20 protein-coding genes and 2 tRNA genes are annotated in these 18,133 nt (G+C 63.4%); 13 read left to right on the top strand and 9 right to left on the bottom strand.

Translation table 11 applies throughout. From position 1 onward, the window contains the following. Positions 1 to 128: 128 nt before the first annotated feature. Entirely contained in the window at positions 129 to 1,157 is a 1,029-nt protein-coding gene (locus H3H39_RS07275; protein WP_182152711.1) for an AraC family transcriptional regulator, read from the top strand. Positions 1,158 to 1,170: 13 nt separating this feature from the next. On the opposite strand, the gene H3H39_RS07280 is transcribed toward H3H39_RS07275, so the two are convergent. From H3H39_RS07280 to H3H39_RS07290, 3 genes are all read right to left on the bottom strand, one after another. Beyond that, positions 1,171 to 2,268: an endo-1,4-beta-xylanase gene (locus H3H39_RS07280; RefSeq protein ID WP_182152712.1), complete on the bottom strand. Its 1,098-nt coding sequence runs from the start codon at positions 2,266 to 2,268 to the stop codon at positions 1,171 to 1,173. A gap of 11 nt (positions 2,269 to 2,279) precedes the next feature. Further along, complete coding sequence (locus H3H39_RS07285; RefSeq protein WP_182152713.1) at positions 2,280 to 3,410, bottom strand: serine hydrolase domain-containing protein; 1,131 nt, start codon at positions 3,408 to 3,410, stop codon at positions 2,280 to 2,282. A gap of 399 nt (positions 3,411 to 3,809) precedes the next feature. After that, positions 3,810 to 4,688 (bottom strand): helix-turn-helix transcriptional regulator, encoded by an 879-nt coding sequence (locus H3H39_RS07290; RefSeq protein ID WP_182152714.1) that lies wholly within the window; start codon positions 4,686 to 4,688, stop codon positions 3,810 to 3,812. A 210-nt stretch (positions 4,689 to 4,898) separates the two neighbouring features. On the opposite strand from H3H39_RS07290, the gene H3H39_RS07295 reads away from it, so the two are divergent. From H3H39_RS07295 to H3H39_RS07310, 4 genes are all read left to right on the top strand, one after another. Further along, positions 4,899 to 5,735: an alpha/beta fold hydrolase gene (locus H3H39_RS07295; RefSeq protein ID WP_182152715.1), complete on the top strand. Its 837-nt coding sequence runs from the start codon at positions 4,899 to 4,901 to the stop codon at positions 5,733 to 5,735. A 67-nt stretch (positions 5,736 to 5,802) separates the two neighbouring features. After that, positions 5,803 to 7,095, top strand: a complete 1,293-nt coding sequence (serS, locus tag H3H39_RS07300) for a serine--tRNA ligase (RefSeq protein ID WP_182152716.1) — start codon at positions 5,803 to 5,805, stop codon at positions 7,093 to 7,095. A 108-nt stretch (positions 7,096 to 7,203) separates the two neighbouring features. Continuing rightward, positions 7,204 to 7,294: transfer RNA gene (locus tag H3H39_RS07305), tRNA-Ser, on the top strand. Between the two features lie 68 nt (positions 7,295 to 7,362). Beyond that, positions 7,363 to 7,453: transfer RNA gene (locus H3H39_RS07310), tRNA-Ser, on the top strand. 59 nt (positions 7,454 to 7,512) lie between these two features. Here the strand turns inward: H3H39_RS07310 and H3H39_RS07315 are convergent. Beyond that, positions 7,513 to 7,776, bottom strand: coding sequence for a type II toxin-antitoxin system Phd/YefM family antitoxin (locus tag H3H39_RS07315; RefSeq protein ID WP_220461462.1), 264 nt, complete (start codon positions 7,774 to 7,776; stop codon positions 7,513 to 7,515). 180 nt (positions 7,777 to 7,956) lie between these two features. Here H3H39_RS07315 and H3H39_RS07320 point away from each other — a divergent pair, with 180 nt between their 5' ends. Then, positions 7,957 to 8,397: an FKBP-type peptidyl-prolyl cis-trans isomerase gene (locus H3H39_RS07320; RefSeq protein WP_182152717.1), complete on the top strand. Its 441-nt coding sequence runs from the start codon at positions 7,957 to 7,959 to the stop codon at positions 8,395 to 8,397. Between the two features lie 33 nt (positions 8,398 to 8,430). Here the strand turns inward: H3H39_RS07320 and H3H39_RS07325 are convergent, their stop codons facing one another. Then, entirely contained in the window at positions 8,431 to 9,477 is a 1,047-nt protein-coding gene (locus H3H39_RS07325; RefSeq protein ID WP_182152718.1) for an AraC family transcriptional regulator, read from the bottom strand. A gap of 116 nt (positions 9,478 to 9,593) precedes the next feature. Between H3H39_RS07325 and H3H39_RS07330 the strand changes: the two genes are divergently transcribed. Both H3H39_RS07330 and H3H39_RS07335 read left to right on the top strand, forming a co-directional pair. Continuing rightward, a complete protein-coding gene (locus H3H39_RS07330; RefSeq protein WP_182152719.1) occupies positions 9,594 to 11,249 on the top strand; it encodes an acetolactate synthase large subunit in 1,656 nt (551 codons plus the stop codon). Then, positions 11,246 to 12,856: an FAD-dependent oxidoreductase gene (locus H3H39_RS07335; RefSeq protein ID WP_182152720.1), complete on the top strand. Its 1,611-nt coding sequence runs from the start codon at positions 11,246 to 11,248 to the stop codon at positions 12,854 to 12,856. Before H3H39_RS07330 ends, H3H39_RS07335 begins: the two co-directional genes overlap by 4 nt. 53 nt (positions 12,857 to 12,909) lie before the next feature. On the opposite strand, the gene H3H39_RS07340 is transcribed toward H3H39_RS07335, so the two are convergent. The 3 genes from H3H39_RS07340 to H3H39_RS07350 all read right to left on the bottom strand — a co-directional run bounded on the left by H3H39_RS07340 (position 12,910) and on the right by H3H39_RS07350 (position 13,956). After that, positions 12,910 to 13,341, bottom strand: coding sequence for a GNAT family N-acetyltransferase (locus tag H3H39_RS07340; RefSeq protein WP_182152721.1), 432 nt, complete (start codon positions 13,339 to 13,341; stop codon positions 12,910 to 12,912). A gap of 71 nt (positions 13,342 to 13,412) precedes the next feature. Beyond that, positions 13,413 to 13,694, bottom strand: coding sequence for a hypothetical protein (locus tag H3H39_RS07345; RefSeq protein ID WP_182152722.1), 282 nt, complete (start codon positions 13,692 to 13,694; stop codon positions 13,413 to 13,415). After that, positions 13,666 to 13,956: a BrnT family toxin gene (locus H3H39_RS07350; RefSeq protein WP_182152723.1), complete on the bottom strand. Its 291-nt coding sequence runs from the start codon at positions 13,954 to 13,956 to the stop codon at positions 13,666 to 13,668. Before H3H39_RS07350 ends, H3H39_RS07345 begins: the two co-directional genes overlap by 29 nt. A gap of 156 nt (positions 13,957 to 14,112) precedes the next feature. Here H3H39_RS07350 and H3H39_RS07355 point away from each other — a divergent pair, with 156 nt between their 5' ends. The 5 genes from H3H39_RS07355 to H3H39_RS07375 all read left to right on the top strand — a co-directional run bounded on the left by H3H39_RS07355 (position 14,113) and on the right by H3H39_RS07375 (position 17,594). After that, on the top strand, positions 14,113 to 14,328 hold the full coding sequence (locus H3H39_RS07355; protein ID WP_182152724.1) for a hypothetical protein: 216 nt from the start codon (positions 14,113 to 14,115) through the stop codon (positions 14,326 to 14,328). A gap of 211 nt (positions 14,329 to 14,539) precedes the next feature. Continuing rightward, complete coding sequence (locus H3H39_RS07360) at positions 14,540 to 16,465, top strand: TOL_0244 family TonB-dependent receptor (RefSeq protein WP_182152725.1); 1,926 nt, start codon at positions 14,540 to 14,542, stop codon at positions 16,463 to 16,465. A 100-nt stretch (positions 16,466 to 16,565) separates the two neighbouring features. Next, positions 16,566 to 16,748 carry a hypothetical protein gene (locus tag H3H39_RS07365; protein WP_229217918.1) on the top strand — a complete coding sequence of 61 codons (183 nt, stop codon included), beginning with the start codon at positions 16,566 to 16,568 and terminating at the stop codon, positions 16,746 to 16,748. 194 nt (positions 16,749 to 16,942) lie between these two features. Further along, a complete protein-coding gene (locus H3H39_RS07370; RefSeq protein WP_182152726.1) occupies positions 16,943 to 17,086 on the top strand; it encodes a hypothetical protein in 144 nt (47 codons plus the stop codon). Positions 17,087 to 17,225: 139 nt separating this feature from the next. Further along, positions 17,226 to 17,594 (top strand): hypothetical protein, encoded by a 369-nt coding sequence (locus tag H3H39_RS07375; RefSeq protein WP_182152727.1) that lies wholly within the window; start codon positions 17,226 to 17,228, stop codon positions 17,592 to 17,594. A 36-nt stretch (positions 17,595 to 17,630) separates the two neighbouring features. On the opposite strand, the gene H3H39_RS07380 is transcribed toward H3H39_RS07375, so the two are convergent. Next, entirely contained in the window at positions 17,631 to 18,128 is a 498-nt protein-coding gene (locus H3H39_RS07380) for a VOC family protein (protein ID WP_182152728.1), read from the bottom strand. Positions 18,129 to 18,133: the final 5 nt, after the last annotated feature.

The raw sequence follows: 18,133 nt of genomic DNA on the forward strand, positions 1-18,133 counted from the left end.
ATACTGATCTCTGGAATTGATTTCGCGCATAAAAACGGGATGGCAGGCGGGGCAGGCGGGGCAGCTTCCGCCTTGGCGCCAGGGGCTGACGCTGAAATTGGCGCCATTGCTGACAAATGGGAGGGCACATGGAAACCTTGATTCGCGCCAGTACGCTCACCGGCTACCTGGAGGTGGCCAGCAGCCACAAGCTGAACGCGCTGGCGCTGCTGGCCGAGGTGGGTATCACGGCGGGGCAGGTGGGCGACCAGGAACAGCGGGTGCCGCTGGCGGCCGTGTGCCGTTTGCTGGAACTGTCGGCCGAGCGTTCAGGCTGCGTCACCTTCGGGCTGGAGATGGCGGCGCTGCGGCAGCGGCGCGACGTGGGCCCCATCGGCCTGCTGATGTCGCACGCGCGCACCTTGCGCGAATCGCTGTTGACGGCCGAGCGCTATCACCACCTGCTTAACGATGCGCTGGCCATCCATATCGAAACGGTCGATGACACGGTGCTGATCCGCGAAGAGATCATCGCCAGTGCCGGCGTGCAGACGCGCCAGGCGACGGAGTTGGCGGTGGGCGTGCTGTCGCGTATCTGCCGCGTGCTGCTGGGGGAGGGCTGGCGGCCCAAGAGCGTCAATTTCACGCACGCGGGGCCGGCCGATGCCAGCTACCACCGGCGCTACTTTGGCTGCGGCGTCCATTTCGGGCGCGAGTTCAACGGCATCGTGTGCGTGGCGGCGGACCTCGATGCCCCCAACCCGGCGGCCGATCCGGCCCTGGTGCGCTACGCGGAAAGCCTGGCCGCGCCGCTCAACGCGGCGGACTATGAATCGATCGTGTTCGAAGTGCGGCGCGCCATTTACCTGCTGCTGCCGTTGAACGAGGCGACGGTGGATGGTGTGGCCGTCAAGCTGCGGCTGAGCGGGCGCAGCCTGCAACGCCACCTGCGCGAGCAGGGTACGGACTTCATCGACCTGCTGTCGGACGTGCGGCATGAGCTGGCCATCCGCTATCTGGGCAATCCCCGTTTTCCCATCGGCCGCATCGCCGCGCTGCTGGGCTATACGCGGCAGGCGTCATTCACGCGCTGGTTTATCGCACGCTTCGGCAAGCCGCCCAGCGTGTGGCGCGCGGAACGGTTTCATCCGCACGCGGCGCCGGTCACTGCTTCCTGATCTGCGGGGCTTGCTACTGTCCCGCAGGCGACAAGCCCTGCACGGCCTTCAATGCGCCCCAATAGCCGGGCTTTGGATGCTGTTGGCTATTAAAGAGCAAGGGTGCATCGCTGCGCCACCAGTCCCAGCCCGCGTTGCGGCTGGTATGGGCGTCGGAGATGCCCCACCATGTCACCGACGTCAGCTCCGGATGGGAAAGAAAGACTTTCATCAGCGCTTCATAGCGTTGGCCCTGTACGGGCAGGAGACGGTCCACGGAATCCGGCAGCAGGTAGGCATGACGTTGATACAGGCTCATGTCCATTTCGGTAATCTGGTTTTCCAGTCCCAGGCGGGCGAATACCGCCAGCGTTTCATCCACCTCGGCAACCGCGGGCTCGAAAATCGAAATATGCATCTGGTGCCCCACGCCATGGACAGGAACATCGCGCGCCAGCAAGCCTTGCACCACACGTTGCAGGCATGAGCGCTTTGCGGGCAGCGTCGTCGAGTAGTCGTTAATCATCAAGCGCGCGCCGGGATCGGCCGCATGCGCGTAGCGGAACGCCCAGTCTATATAGTCGGGGCCGACCACCTGCAGCCATTGGTCGTGGCGCAGACAGTCAGGCTGGGCCGGATCAATGACTTCGTTGACCACATCCCAGGTATAGACCTTGCCCTTGTAGCGGCCTACCACTGTCTCGATATGCTGCCGCAGGCGGGACAACACCAGATCGCGCGACGCCGGTTGGCCGTCCTTGTCGGACCAAAACCAGTCCGGCGTGCGCTTGTACCACAGCAGTGTATGGCCTCTGACCGTCATGCCGTGCTGTTGGGCGAAATCGACGATCGCATCGGCTGGCGCAAAATGGAATTCGTTTTCGCTGGGCTGGATGCGCGAAGGCTTCATGACGTTCTCGGCCACGACGCTATTGAACTGGGCAGCGAGCAAGCGTCCCTCGGGCGCGTTCAACTGGCCTGGTTCAACAGCGGCGCCGAGGCGCAGCCTGCCCCGATATGCTTGCGCCAGCGACGGTATGCCGGAGGCAGGTTCCGGTGCAGTGCAGCCCTGCAGAAACGCTGCGAACATGGCGGTCAGCAGGGCGGAACACAAGGCAGGGTAAGCCGTCATGGTGGCCTCGTTCAGCGTGGCAGGACGAGGGCCGCGATCTTTGCCGCCAGCTCGTCTGGAGCAGGATCGCCAGCGTCATTGTTCGCCAGCACGGCAATGAAAATTTCCTCCTGTGGGAAGCGCATCATGTCGGCGCTGAAGCCGCCGATATCGCCACCGTGTTCAATCGCAGCTTTGCCCCGTATGCTGCGGATGAAAAAGCCGTAGCCATAGCCTGTCGCGCGTGTACCGTGCAGCCGGTAGCTGGTGGCCATCCGCTGCCAGGATTCGGGTTTCAGCAACTTGCCGTGAACGATAGCCTGGTCCCACAGCGCCAGGTCATCGACACTGGTGCGTAACGCGCCTGCCGCGTAAGGCCAGCGCATGCTGTAATCCGGCGACACGGTCACCTTGCGGTGTTCCTGTGTGTAGCCGATGACGTCGGCTGGAGCGGCGGCGGTTTCGATATGCGTATGCGTCAGCTGCAGCGGTTCGAAGACGTTGCGGGCCATGAAGTCCGCATATGGCATGCCGGACACGCGCTCGATGATGGCGCCTAGCAGGAAGTAGTTGGAATTGCTGTATGCAAAGCGGTCACCTTGAGCAAATTCAGGTCTGGCGTCTTTGAAGAAAGCGATGCCATCCTCCACGCTGACCTCCGAGTTCATTCGTTCGACGAAGTGCGGCAGCTCGGTGTAATTCCGGATGCCGGAGGTGTGCGTGAGCAAATGCTCGATGGTGACCGGGCGGTCCGCCTCGGCGAAAGCGGGCAGGTATTGCCCGACCTTGTCGGACAACGCGAGCTTACCTTGCTCAGCCAGCAGCATGATGGCCGCTGCCGTAAATTGTTTGGTGATGGAGCCGACACGCAAGCTCATTCCGGGATCGAGCGCGACGTTTTCGCTGACCTTGGCCAGGCCGTAGGCTTTGCGGAACAGCGGCGTGCCATGGTCGGTTACCAATACCACCGCACCCGGTACGCCGGGCTTGAGATAGCGCTGCAGCATGGCGTCGATGGCATGCGCGCGTTCGGCTGCGCCGTCATCCTGCGCCTGGGCTGGCAGTGCATCGGGGGTGGCCTGTGACGTAGCACAGGCACCGAGCAGCGTCATGGCGATGATCAGGGCGCAGCGCGCGGGCGCCATGCGTAGCGGCAGGGACATCTTGATGGGCCTTAGTTGCGCTTGCCAGTGGCCTGGTCGCGCTGCTTCTTGTAATCGTCGTAGCTGGTCGAGGAGCGGTTCATGCAAGCGGTGCGATCCGGGTCGCTCATTGCGCTGCAACGGTCGCGTTCATGGTCTTGCAGGGAGTCATAAATGTTGGCGGTGCTACAGGCCGATAATGCCAAAGCCAGGACAGTAAAGAGGACGGAGATGCGCATGTGAATTGATGTTGATCTAAAGGATATCAATTGTACCAATCAACGCCGGAACATGATGAAGGTAAGCTTAAGGCGGCCGCTAAGAACCCACCATCTACTGGCCTGAGCCGGTAAAACCGTATCGTCCGCGCTCTGCGCTGAAGCCGAGCTGGAATATGCCGCGCGTGATTTGCGCACTACCTCACTCCGTCAAAAATCGGTTATTCGAGGTCGCCTTAGGGCGCTCGGCCTCGTCCCGCCGCGCCAGTTCGCGGCACAGCTCGGCCGTCGCCTCGTCGACGGGGAAGCAGCATTCGATGTGCACTTCATCCAGCGTGACGTCGCGCGGGGTGCCGAAGGTGGTGATGGTGGAGAAGAAGCGCAGTTCGCCGCCGTCGTGGCGCAGGATGGTGTTTTGCAGCGGCACGGCCGCCGCGTCCAGCTCGCGCACGCGCCAGCGGGTTGGCACACCGGGGTAGGCCAGCACTTCGTCGAGCAGCCCGCGCGCCACCTGGTCCGACGGCGCGCCCGCCACCACGCTGTGCAAGTGGTGGATCAGGTTGCCCGCCACTTCCTCCCAGTTGACGATGGCGCCGCGCAGGTCGGCCGGGTCGAATATCTGGCGCAGCAGGTTGCGGTGGGCCGGGCGCCGGCCGCCCATCACGTAACGGTTGACCCGGGCCGAGGCGCGGTTGGCCATCAGCATGTCCCAGTGGCGGTTGAGCAGCATGGCCGGATACGGTTCCTGCTGACCCAGGATGAATTCGATGGCGCGCCGCATCTGGGCCAGCTCAGGCTTGACCAGCGCCGTTTCCGGATAACGCGGCGCGAAGCCGGCGGCCACCATCAGCGCGTTGCGGGCGCGCAGCGGCATTTGCAGCGTGTCGGCCAGGCGGGTGAGGATTTCGCGGCTGGGCTGGGCCTTGCCCGTTTCCACACAACTGAGGTGGCGGGTAGACAGGCCGGCGTCCAGCGCCAGGTCGAGCTGGCTCAGGCGGCGCGCGGCGCGCCATTCGCGCAGCAAAATGCCGGCGTGGGCGGGCGGGGCGGATGGCGGTGCGGGCGGGGTGAGCGATTCCATTAATCTATTCTACCGTCCGCGCCGCGCGGCAGCCATGACCTGCCAGGTCATGCAAAGATGATCTCCGAGGTCATTGATCCTGTGCGCGGCTTGGTTCATTATTGTCATTCGTACAGCATCGCAGCAGCCGCCGGATTGGGCCAGATGTTGTTAGGATGTTGTCAAAACACAAAAGGCCGGAGCGGTCCGGCGCCCACCCAAGGAGCAGGCATGAAGCAGCAAGTACAGATCGACGGCATCGACGTCCTGATTGACGGGGAGGGCGAGGAAACCATCGTCATGATCCACGGCTGGCCCGACACCTACCGCCTGTGGGATGCCCAGGTGGCTGCACTGGCGCCCCGTTACCGCTGCGTGCGTTTCACCTTGCCCGGCTTCGATAGCGCCAAGCCGCGCCGCGCCTTTGGCCTCAACGAGATGCTGGCTACGTTCGCGCGCATCGTCAACCAGGTCAGCCCCGGCCGCAAGGTGACGCTGATGCTGCACGACTGGGGCTGCGTGTTCGGCTACCAGTTTTATATGCGCCATCCGGAGCTGGTGTCGCGCATCGTGGGCGTGGACATTGGCGACGTGGAATCGAAGGCTTACATGAAATCGCTGTCGCTGGGCGCCAAGCTGATGGTGGTGTGGTATCAGCTGTGGCTGGCCGTGGCGTGGAAGGTGGGCGGCGGCCTGGGCAACTGGATGACGCACTTCATGGTGCGCCTGATGAAGGTGCCGGCCGATCCGCGCTTCATCACCTCTGCCATGAACTTCCCGTACTACATCCAGTGGACCGGCGCCCACGGTTCTTACCGGAATCCCCAGCGTTTCGTGCCGGCCTGCCCGATGCTGTTCATTTACGGCAGCCGGAAGCCATTCATGTTCCATTCGCGGGGGTGGGCGGAAGCGCTGGATACCCAGCCATCGTGCAAGGTGCTGAGCTTCAAGGCCGACCACTGGCCCATGGCGCGCGAGCCCGAGGCGTTCAACGCGGCCGTCGCCGGCTGGCTGGGCGAAACGGACGCCGTGGTGGCCGGGGCGTCCGCGCGGGCGCGGGGTGCGTAAAACTGGCTGATAAACGCCGTCCTCTTGGTACAATTGCGCTTTCGTATTTAACGGCACGTTTCCCCACATGATAGATATCCAACTCCTTCGTAAAGACATCGCCACCGTCGCCGAGCGCCTGGCGACACGTAAATTCCAGCTCGACGTGGCTGGTTTCAACGCGCTCGAAGCTGAGCGCAAGGCGATCCAGACCCGTACCGAAGAACTGCAAAGCAAGCGCAACTCGCTGTCCAAGCAGATCGGCATGATGAAGGGCAAGGGGGAGGATACGTCGGCCGTGATGGCCGAAGTGGGCGGCCTGGGCGACGAGCTCAAAGCCAACGAGACGGCGCTGTCGGCCCTGCAGGCCAGGATCAGCGACTTCATGCAGTCGATTCCCAACCTGCCGCACGAATCCGTGCCAGTGGGCACCGACGAGACGGCCAACGTGGAAGTGCGCCGCGTGGGCACGCCACGCGCCTTCGCGTTCGAAGTCAAGGATCACGTCGACGTGGGCGCCGCGCTGGGCCTGGACTTTGACGTGGCCACCAAGCTGACCGGCTCGCGCTTCTCCGTGATGAAGGGCGGCATCGCCCGCCTGCACCGTGCGCTGGCCCAGTTCATGCTGAACACCCATACCGACGAGCACGGCTACACGGAGTGCTACACCCCGTACATGGTCAACGCCGATTCGCTGCGCGGCACCGGCCAGTTGCCCAAGTTTGAAGCCGACCTGTTCTCGGTGAAAAAAGGCGGCGCGGAAGGCGAGGGCGAGACCTTCTACCTGATCCCCACCTCGGAAGTGTCGCTGACCAACATCGTGCGCGACGAGATCCTGGCGGCCGACGCGCTGCCGCTGAAGATGACGGCCCACACCCCATGCTTCCGCTCGGAAGCGGGCAGCTACGGCCGCGACACCCGCGGCATGATCCGCCAGCACCAGTTCGACAAGGTGGAAATGGTGCAGGTGGTGCATCCCGACACCTCGTACCAGGTGCTGGACGAGATGGTGGGCCATGCGGAAACCATTTTGCAACGCCTGGGCCTGCCGTATCGCGTGATGTCGCTGTGCACCGGCGACATGGGCTTTGGCGCTACCAAGACCTTCGACCTGGAAGTGTGGCTGCCGGCGCAGAACACCTACCGCGAGATTTCCTCGCTGTCGAACTGCGAAGCGTTCCAGGCGCGCCGCATGCAAGCCCGTTTCCGCAATGCCCAGGGCAAGCCGGAACTGCTGCACACGCTCAACGGTTCCGGCCTGGCCGTGGGCCGCACGCTGGTGGCCGTGCTGGAGAACTACCAGCAGGCCGACGGCAGCGTCGAGATCCCGGCCGTGCTGCGTCCCTACATGGGCGGGCTCACGCATTTGAAGGCGGACTAAGCTTTCTTGTTGGGCAGGGCGAACATATTTTTTACGTTTGCCCTTCCAATTCAGTTTTGCTCTGCTATAATTTTGCCTTCGCAGCAGCAAGCGACAGTAGTCAGACCCGGAAAGGTGGCAGAGTGGTCGAATGTACCTGACTCGAAATCAGGCGTAGGGTGTCCCCCTACCGTGGGTTCGAATCCCACCCTTTCCGCCAAATAGGTCGTCGTTTGTTACAGACCACCCTTGTGCCAATACGTTGGCCGAGCGCTCGAAAAGAACACCGGAGAGGTGGCAGAGTGGTCGAATGTACCTGACTCGAAATCAGGCGTAGGGTTTCCCCCTACCGTGGGTTCGAATCCCACCCTCTCCGCCAGTAGTAGGAAAACAGCCCCAGCGATGGGGCTGTTTTTTTATGGCCAGCCAATTACGGTGTCACATCCCTGACAGGCATAGGTGCCCCGGTGCCTCAAGCTTCGCATTACGATAAGGAGATGCTTGAATGGCCTCGATCAGCGCACTTCCCATCCGTACGCCTCGCAGACGCCTATAATCTTCCGCAGCAATGACGACCACTTCGCCCTGACTGTGGACGATCACACGTTGTGGTCCCTCGCGGTGGACGCGGCGCACCAATTCGCAAAAATGCGCTTTTGCGTCATGCAACTGCCAGTAATGCAGTGGTGCGGACGTAGTCATCTTTATCTCGTCCATAAGGCGCCAGAAAATTTGGGTCTGTCCAGAATAGCGGGAGGTAGCATTGGCTGCAAGTAGGACTCGACGAGGCTCCATCAAACTCATGCACGCGTCCTGCTCGAGTACAATGCTCAGCTCATCCAAACAAATACATACTCGCTTCAACGCGAGCGCCAACCACACATGAAACGACTGCTTTCCTCCAGCATTATCGGTCTGACCCTCACCCTGGCATTGGCCGCCTGCGAGCGTGCTCCGGCTCCGGCATCGGCTGATGCCGCCGCCGTGCCTTTGCAAAAGATCGACGCCGTGGTCGGCGCCGGCAAGGAAGCCGTGGCTGGCACGATGGCGGTGGTCAACTACACCGGCTGGCTGTACGAACCGAACGCGCCGTTGAAGCACGGCGCGCAGTTCGATTCTTCGATCGGGCGCGCTCCGTTCAACTTCCAGCTTGGCGCCGGGCAAGTGATCGCAGGCTGGGACGAGGGCGTGAAAGGCATGAAAGTGGGCGGCAAGCGCACGCTGATCGTGCCCCCCGGCATGGGCTACGGCGCTGGCGGCGCCGGCCCGATTCCACCGAACGCCACCTTGATCTTCGACGTCGAACTGTTGGAAGTCCGCTGATCTTCAACCGCGACTTGCCGGGTGCGCGCGGCGTCACTGCGGCGTGTCGGCGTCACGATGGTGTCCGTTGCTTTGCGCTTGTTTTCGCATAGCCCGTGGCGTCGCGCCGAACCAGCGCCTGCAGCTGCGCGTGAGCACCGACACTTCCGCGTAACCGAGGATATAGGCGATCTGCGTCATCGCCGGCCCCGTGGGCAGGCCGATCAGTTCCAGGAATTGTTCCTTGCGCACATCGTCGACCAACTGTTCGAAGGTGGCGCCTTCGGCCGCCAGCCGCCGCTGCAGCGTGCGCGGATGCAACGATAGCGCGCTGGCGATGTCGGTATGGCGCGCATGTCCGGCGCTGAGAAAATGCCGCACCAGCCGGCGCACGCGATCCGAGAACAAGGTGTGCGGTTTGCCGCCTTGCTGTTCCAGATAGCCCAGCGCCAGTTCCTTCATGTGCGGGTCGTTACCCGACACCACCACCTTCAAGTCGCTCACCCGCAAACGCACGGCCGCCACCGGCGCCAGGAATTGGACCGGGCAGTTGTACGCTTGCCGATACGCGTCCTCATCCGCGACGGGGGCGTGCGGCAGCATGACCAGTTGCGGCGCGATGCGGGTCGCCGTCATCACGCTCAAACCCTGACAGACTATCCCCAGCGCCAGGCTGATCACCTGCGGGCGCGCCGTCAGCTTGGCGTGGCTGAGGTCAAACACCACGTCGATCAGGTCGGGCTGGCCGGGCACGATCTGCGTTTGCAGTTTCAACGCCGGGCTGTGGACGAACAGGTAGCGCGAGGCCAGCGCCAGCGCCTCGCCCACCGTGCCCGCATGGCGCAGCAGCACGGCGATGGGGCCGAGGATACTGATGCCGCGCGCCTGCGCCAGCCGCAAGCCCAGGTCGGGACAGCGCCCGAGCGAGGCCGAATATTCCAGCAGATTGATGAAGCCCTGGTACGACACCAGCATGTCCGGATCGTGCAGCGCCTGCAGGGGGATGCCGAAACGCGCCAGCAGGCTGGGCACGTCCAGCCGCAAGCCTTTGGCGAGGATTTCAAAGGTGGAGAGCGTCGCGGAGCGCACCAGCACGGTCATGAGGACGCCGATCTTGGGTTGAGGGTGTCTTCAAGTGTTAACTTATAGTCGCCAAATGTCAATACTGGCCCATCCATTTCCAGCATGATGTGTGCAAATCAATAACGGAGACGGTTATGGCAAACGGCGCCCAAGCAATGCTGCGCACCCTGATCAACGCAGGCGTCAAGGTCTGCTTCACCAATCCCGGCACGTCGGAAATGCACTTCGTGGCCGCGCTCGACAGCGCGCCGGAAATGCGCGCCGTGCTGACCCTGTTCGAGGGCGTGGCCACCGGCGCCGCCGATGGTTACGCGCGCATGGCGGACCAGCCGGCATCCACGCTGCTGCACCTGGGCTGCGGCCTGGGCAATGGCCTGGCCAACCTGCACAACGCGCGCAAGGGCAGGGTGCCCATGGTCAATATCATTGGCGATCACGCCACTTACCACACCAAGTTCGACGCGCAATTGCAATCGGACATAGAGACGGCGGCGCGCAACGTATCGAGCTGGGTGCGCACGTCGTCCAGCACCGCGGCGCTGTGCCGGGACGTGGTGGAGGCCGTGACAGCCGCCAAGGGGCCGCCGGGACAGGTGGCGACGCTGATCCTGCCGGCGGACGTGTCCTGGGGCGAAGGCGCCGAGGCCTTGCCCGCGCCCGCGCCCATCCAGCCGCCATGCGTGGACGACGCGCTGATCGACCAGATCGTCAGCGTCCTCAAGCGCGGCGGCAAGAATGCGCTCTTGCTGGGCGGACGCGCGCTGCGCGAGCCGGCCTTGCTGGATGCGGCGCGTATCGCCGCCCAGTCCGGCGCCAAGCTGTACGCGGAAGTGTTCCCCACGCGCATAGAGCGCGGCGCCGGCCTGCCGCATGTGGAGCGCATCGCCTATCTGGCCGAGATGGCCTCGGTGCAATTGGCGGGACTGGAGAACCTGATCCTGGTGGACGCCCGTGCGCCCGTATCGTTCTTCGCCTATCCGGGCAAGAAAAGCGACCTGGTGCCGGAAGGTTGCACCGTGCATCAACTGGCGCTGCCGGAACAGGACGCGCTCGGCAGCCTGAGCCGCCTGTGCCAGCGCCTGGGCGCAGCGCAGGCCACGCCCGCGTTGCAACCGGTGCAGCGCCCCGGCCGGCCGCGCGGCAAGCTGTCCGCGCCCAAGGTCTGCAAGGCCATCGGCCACCTGCTGCCCGAGAACGCCATCATCGTCGATGAGGCGCAGACCTCCGGCACCATGTTGCCCATGTTCACGGCCGGCGCGCCGCGCCATGATGTGCTGGCCTTGACGGGCGGCGCCATCGGTTACGCGCTGCCGGCCGCCGTCGGCGCCGCCGTGGCTTGCCCGGAACGCCAGGTGCTGGCGCTGGTGGGCGACGGCTCGTCGATGTACACCATCCAGGCGCTGTGGACCATGGCGCGTGAAAAATTGAATGTGGTGTCAGTCATTTTCAACAACGCTTCCTACGGCATCCTCAACGTCGAGCTGGAGCGGGTGGGGGCGGAAAAGGCCGGCCCCAAGGCCAAGGCGCAACTGGACTTGAAGAATCCGGGGCTGGACTTCGTGCAACTGGCGCAAGGCATGGGCGTGCCCGCCGTGCGCGCCACCACGGCCGAGCAGTTCAACATCGCGCTGGAGCGCGCGCTGGCCACGCCAGGCCCGCATCTGATCGAGGCGGTGGTGCCCAGCGTGTTCTCCGGCCTCAAGCTGCGCGTGCTGCCGTACGTGCTGCGTTCGCTGGAAAGCCTGCCACAGCCGGTGGCGCATGCGATCAAACGCAAGGTGGCGCCATGAGCCAGGCTATCCAGTCCGATGTGCTGGTGGTGGGCGGCGGCCTGGCCGGCATCGTCACGGCGCTCGAATGCCTGCGGAGGGGCAAGCGCGTCACCGTGGCCGATCGCGACAGCCGCGAACGGCTGGGCGGGCTGGCGCGCTGGGCCTTTGGCGGCATGGCCCTGGTGGGCACGCCGCTGCAGGCGCGCATGAAGATTCCCGATACGCCGGAACGGGCGCTGGCCGACTGGATACGCTTTGGCGAACTGAGCGAGGCCGACACCTTGCCGTTGGCATGGGCGCGTTATTACGTGGAGCACAGCCGCGGCGAAGTGTATGACTGGCTGGCCGGTCATGGCCTCAAGTTCCTGCCGGCCGTGAACTGGGTCGAGCGTGGCCGCTTTGGCGACGGCAACTCGCTGCCGCGCTATCACGTGTTGTGGGGCACCTCCCGGCACTTGACGCTGACCATGATCGCGGCGCTGGAACAGGCTGGCGTGCAAGGCAAGTTGACGCTGTTGAGCCGCACACGCATTGATGGGCTGGACTACGCCAACGGTGAATTGCTCGGCGCCCATGGCGTGAACGAGGAAACGGGTGAGGCGTTGCGCTTCGCCGTGCCGGCGGTGGTGCTGGCCATGGGCGGCATCAACGGTGGCCACGCGGAAGCGCGCGCCAACTGGCCGGCCACCATGCCGCAGCCCGCGACCATGCTCAACGGCGCCCATCCCTATGCCGACGGCAAGCTGCACCATCTGGTGGCCAGCATCGGTGGCCGCATCGCGGCGGCGGGGGAGATGTGGAACTATGCGGCTGGCTTTCCCCATCCGCACCCCCATTTCGAGGGGCACGGCTTGTCCGCCATTCCGTGCAAGTCGGCGTTGTGGCTCGATCACAAGGGGCGGCGCATCGGCCCCGACCCGTTGATCACTGGCTTTGATACGCACGAGTTGTGCCGGCGCGTGGCGAGCCAGGAACAGCCGTGGACCTGGCACCTGCTCAACTGGCGCATCGCGGCCAAGGAACTGGCCATTTCCGGCGCCGAACACAACCAGCGCATCCGCGACCGCCAGTTGTTCGCCTTCCTGAAGGAAACGCTGCTCGGCAATCATCGTCTGGTGCGGCAATTGGCGCGCGAGAGCCGGCATGTGTTGGTGGACGATACGCTGGCCGGGCTGGCCGCCAAAATGAACGCGCTGGCCGGCGGCGACCACGTGCGGCCCGAAGTCCTGCAAGCCACCGCCGACGCCTTCGACGCCAATTTCGCCAACGGCGACAAGCTGTACAACGACGCCCAGCTGCGCCGCATCCTGCATGCCCGCCAGTGGGGCCCGGATCGTTTGCGCACCTGCAAGCCCGCGCCATTGCAACAGCGGGGCAGTGGGCCTTACCTCGCCATGCAGATGCAGCTGATCACCCGCAAGAGCCTGGGTGGACTGGTCACGGATCTGCACAGCCGGGTGCTCGACGCGGATGGCCAGGCGCTGCCGGGGCTGTATTCAGTGGGCGAGGCGGCCGGTTTCGGTGGCGGCGGCGCCTGCGGCAAGCGCTCGCTGGAGGGGACGTTTTTACCGGGATGCATCCTGACCGCGAAGGCGGCGGCGCGCGATATCAGCCGGACGTTATGACATCGTTCCTGGTACACCCGGCGCGCGATGGCGCGGCCGGGTTGAGCGAATTATCAGGGTGCGGCCGCATACAGGCCTGGAAAATAGCGCTCCATGAGCGACTGTGGATACAGCGGCGTAGTAAAACCATATTGAGCATATAGCCCATGCGCGTCACCTGTGGCGAGCGTAAATCTGCGCAGTCCTTGAAGTCGTGGATGGGCGAGGACGGCGTTCATGAGCGTCTTGCTATAACCCTTGTTCCGATGCTCGGGCAGGACGAAAACGTCGACAAGATTGGCGAAGGTCGCATAGTCGGAGATGACACGGGCGAATGCCACTTGGTCCTCGCCAAGGAAACCGCCAAAGCATAGCGAGTTGTCGATGGAGCGCTGCACCAACGCAAACGAAATGCCTTTGGCCCAGCTCGTTTGCTCGGAGAGGAAGCGGTGGATGAGCGGCACGTTCAGCCCAGCGACTTCCGTGGTGATTCGAAATTCTTCCATAGTTCCCTAATGTGTAAACACCTGGCCGCCGGAACGCGCGGCGTGCATGCTCATGCAACGCAACGTCCAAGCTAACCGGCTGTCCGCTTGCGGGTAGTCCGCGTTGAGGGAGACGTTGGCGGTGGATCGTAGTTCGCCACATAGGCGTCCACAAGACGTCTGATCATGCGTTGATACTGGGTGTGGTGTTTCGCAGCCTCGGCCTTAAAAAAATCCACACTCTTCTTACTCAGCGCAAGGGTGACCTTTACGCCTTCCTCGCGGAAAGCCAATTGCTCGGGAGGGGGGAGGAAGTCGCAGACAACCTTTACATCGCCAAGCGGCTCATTTGTGTATTTGATTTTCGCGCTCATAAATTGCTTTGCCTTTACGCCAGTAGCCGGCACCAAAGATACGTATGACACCGTTGCGGTAAGTGAAGCGAACGGTGAGGATGCCGCCCTCGACCTCGCCGAAGCAGAAATGTCGCTTTTCGTCTACGCTGTGCGTCATGTCTTCCGCGAGGACACGGTGTGGATCAGCGAACGCGTATTGAGCCAAAGAAAAAGCTACTCCGTGTTTTTCCTGGTTCTCGACGTCCTTGCTTACATCCCATTCGAACCGCACCTTTTCCATGAGCCTACGCTAGCATAGTGGAGATAGGAAAGCCATATAAACGTATGGTGAAAAATACTGTTATTTGGCGCGAAGTAACTACCGTTCTGCGAACGGGCACCCCCTGCTAAGCAGGTCGGGTTGAGCATAGGGTTTGGCCAAGATCGGGCCAAGGAAATGACGCATTATTACCAGTCCAGCTACGGCCAGCGCGTGCTCAAGCAAACCTACAACAGCGGCCCCTCGCTGTTCGACACGGCGCCCGTACCCACGGCCAAGGAAAAAGCGGAACTGAAGCGGCCCGCCTACGTCAAAGCGGATAAGGCGTTCAAGGAAGCGGAACCGGCCATCCGCCATGAAACCTTCGTGTTGCTGACTTCCATCAGCCGCTGAAGCCCGGCCCAGGGGCAGTGTCCAGGACGGTTCACTGGTATTTCTGCAACATTGATGAAAAATGCAAGTATGCAAACAGACTCGGCAGGCAAAGCGACTATAATTTTTGTTACCAACACCGATAAAGGCGTTGGTGGGTAATCGATCTATTTCCGCTGTATTGCATAACGCTGCCGCGCGGCGCTGGCGGCATTGATGAGGCTAGCTAGCCATGCGTCATTCCGTGCGCACCCGACATGCCGTATCGTTGCTCCCGTTCGCGCTGGCGGCCGCGCTGGCCGCGGGCACGGTCCACGCGGAAACCCCGGACAACGGCGCGCTGGCCGACCTGTCGCTGGAGCAGCTGGGCGACCTGGTGATCACTTCGTTGTCGCGCCAGGAGGAGCCGCTGAGCGGGGCGCCCGCGTCCGTCTACATCATCAGCGCCAGCGACATCCACCGCAGCGGCGCCCACAATCTGCCGCAAGCATTGCGGCTGGCGCCCAACCTGCAGGTGACGCAAGTGGACGCCCGCAACTATGCGGTCACGGCGCGCGGCTACAACAGCCCGTTCGAAAACAAGCTGCTGGTGCTGATCGATGGCCGCACCATCTATAGCCCGCTGTTTTCCGGCGTGTTCTGGGACGTGCAGGACGTGGTCATGGAAGACATCGAACGCATCGAGGTCATCAGCGGCCCCGGCGCCACGATCTGGGGCGCGAACGCCGTCAATGGCGTGATCAACATCATCACCCGGTCCGCCCGCGACAGCCAGGGGGCGCTACTCAGCGGCGTGGCCGGCGAGCACGAGCAATACGGCACGCTGCGTTATGGCGGCGCGCTCGGCGGGGGAGGGTATTACCGCGTCTATGGCAAATCCGCCGTTGCGGGCGACACCGAAACCTCGGCCCGCAAGTCCAGTCAGACAGGCTGGCGCCGCAGCCAGACCGGTTTCCGTGCCGATTGGGAGCAGGAGCGGGGCGGCCTGACCGTCTCTGGGGATGCCTATCAAGGTGCCTTGCATCAGCCCAATACGGCCAATATCCTGGTCAGCGGCGCCAATCTGCTTGGCCGCCTGAGCCGCAAGCTGGCTGACAATAGCGACTTGCAGGTCGAACTGATCGCGGATCACACCGAGCGCAACCAGCCGCTGGCCTTCGCCGAGCGGCTCGACACGCTGCAAGTGGAAGCCCAGCACAGCATCCGCCTCGGCCAGCGTCACAACCTGGCCTGGGGCGGCGGTTACCGCTACGCCTGGGATCGTGTGGATAATGGTCCCCTGTTCGGCTTCCTGCCGCCTGATTTACGTTTGCACTGGGGCAATCTGTTCGCCCAGGATGAAATCACCTTATCGCCCACGGTGCGCCTGACGGCCGGCCTCAAGGCGGAGCACAACAATTACACGGGCATGGAATATCTGCCCAGCACCCGCCTGGCGTGGACTCCCGACAGCAAGCGTTTGGTGTGGGCCAGCCTGTCGCGTTCGGTGCGCGCGCCGTCCCGCACGGACCGCGACTTTTATGCGCCCAGCAAGCCGCTGATCGTAGCCGGCAAACCGTTCTTCGTCTATGGGGGCGGCCCCGATTTCCAGTCCGAGGTGGCCAGGGTGCTGGAGCTCGGCTATCGTGCCCAGCCGCATCCCAACTGGAACTATTCCGTCACGGCTTTTTACGGCCGCTACGATGGCTTGCGCACGCTGGAACCCCAGCCTGGCGGCACGCGGCTGTTCAGCAACATGGCCGACGGCCATACGCGCGGGGTGGAGCTATGGGGAGTATGGCAAGCCCAGCCGCGCTGGCGCCTGACGGGCGGCCTGGTGGTGCAGCATGTCGATACGCAGCTTGCGGCAGGCAGCCATGATGTGGGCGGCGTGGTCACCAACGACCCCAACCGCCACTGGACGCTGCGCTCGTCCTACGAGGTCAGCGACCACAACCAGTTCGATGTGACCTGGCGCTACACCAGCCAGTTGCCGTCGCCCGTGGTGCCGGCCTATTACGACGCCGATGTGCAATGGCTGTGGCGTCCGCGTCCCACTGTGGAGCTGGCGCTGGTGGGGCAGAACCTGGTCCACGCCCGCCACCTGGAATTTGGCGCCGCGCCCAACCGCAGCGTGATCGAACGCAGCGTGCTGTTGACGCTGACGTTACGGTTTTGAAGCGGCGACCGGCCGGATCGCGCATCGCACCCTTGAAAAACGGGGATCGCCCCTGATCTGGTCAGAACGGCAGTATTGCCTCGTCGTCCAGGAGGACACCATGATGATCCCTGTCAACACGCTCACGTCGCCCCTCGTCCCAGTGCGCCGCGCCCACTCCACGCCGGAGCCGGACATTCCTCCACCCAAGCCCGAGAAAGAGCCGCCGCCGGACGAGATGCCGTCGCCCGACCACGCGCCCATCGAGGAACCCACCCCGCCCCGCGCACCGATCCAGACCTGACGGGGGGAGCGCTTGGCGCGCCTATGATGGCGGCGGCGGCGCTGCGGCCGGCGCCGGGTGGATTCATATGCTTGTTGCATTTCTGTTGCTCGTCGGATACAAATTTATGCCTTTGTGTCCGCCGTCACACAGCCGTAATGGAAGCGTTTATATAATTTATTCACGACATCGTTTTTCCGTTCACGGAGGCCATCATGGGCAATTCCTTACACAATAAAATCTATCTCGGCCGCCGCAGCGTAGCAGTGCTCAATAGCAAGCGTGTGCAAGCGATGATCTGTGTCGGCGCCTTTGCCAGCATCGGCCTCGTGTGGCTGCTGATCCGAGCGTTCAAGTAATCCCGTTGATTGCCATCGCCCATGCGCGGTGCCGGGCGTCCTTCCACCAGGAAGGCGCGTAGGGACCGGCTTGTCTTGCCGATGTGAGGCCGGGCGCGTACCATGAGGGCCGCTGTTGTCTCTTATGGAAAAAATGGTAATGAAAAACGAGAAATTGACGCAAGACGAATACGACGCACTGGCCGAAGTGGCGCGCGGCCTCAAGGGCGAACGTGTCAGCGCTTGCGTGGGCCGCAACACCAAACGGCTGGCCGGCCTCAAGCTGTTCAGCGTGGCCAAGAACGGCCGTCTGTCGCTGACGGACAAGGGCGAACAAGCGCTGTTCCTGCGCCGCTGCATCCTCAGCATGCGGGCTCTGGCCACCGACCCGAGCGCGCCGCTCGACGCGGACGTGGCCAACTTCCTGGGCAAGAAAGCCCACATCGTGGCCAACGCCGACGGCGCCGGTCATATCCTGACGGACAAGGGCCGCGAATCGCTGGCCGATATCGACAGCCAGGGCCGGTAAACGCCCCCAGGCCCGGTCATGCAGGCGTTGCGCGGCTCAGCCCGCGCTGGCCTGGCGCAGTTGCATGATGTCGAGTTTCTTCATTTTCAACATGGCCTGCATCACCCGGCCGGCTTTGGCCGCGTCGGCGTCCATCAGCAGGGCGGGCAGGATGGTGGGCACGATCTGCCACGACAGGCCGAACTTGTCCTTGAGCCAGCCGCACATTTGCGCGTTGGGATCGCCGCCTTCCGTCAGCCGTCCCCAGTAATAATCCACTTCCTGTTGGTTGTCGCAATTGATTTGCAGTGACAGCGCTTCGTTGAAGTGGAACTGCGGGCCGCCGTTGAGGGCGGTGAAACCCACCCCGTCCAGCTCGAAGGCGACCACCATCACGGATCCGGGCGGCTGGCCATGGACTTCCTGGCCGGCCTCGCCATAGCGCGACACGCTGGTGATTTTCGCGTTGTTGAATATGCTGGTGTAGAACTGTACCGCGTCTTCCGCCTGGCCATCGAACCACAGGCAGGGGGTGATCCTTTGTAGGTTAGCCATGAGTT

It is taken from the genome of Rugamonas apoptosis, from assembly GCF_014042355.1.
Classification (GTDB): domain Bacteria; phylum Pseudomonadota; class Gammaproteobacteria; order Burkholderiales; family Burkholderiaceae_D; genus Rugamonas; species Rugamonas apoptosis.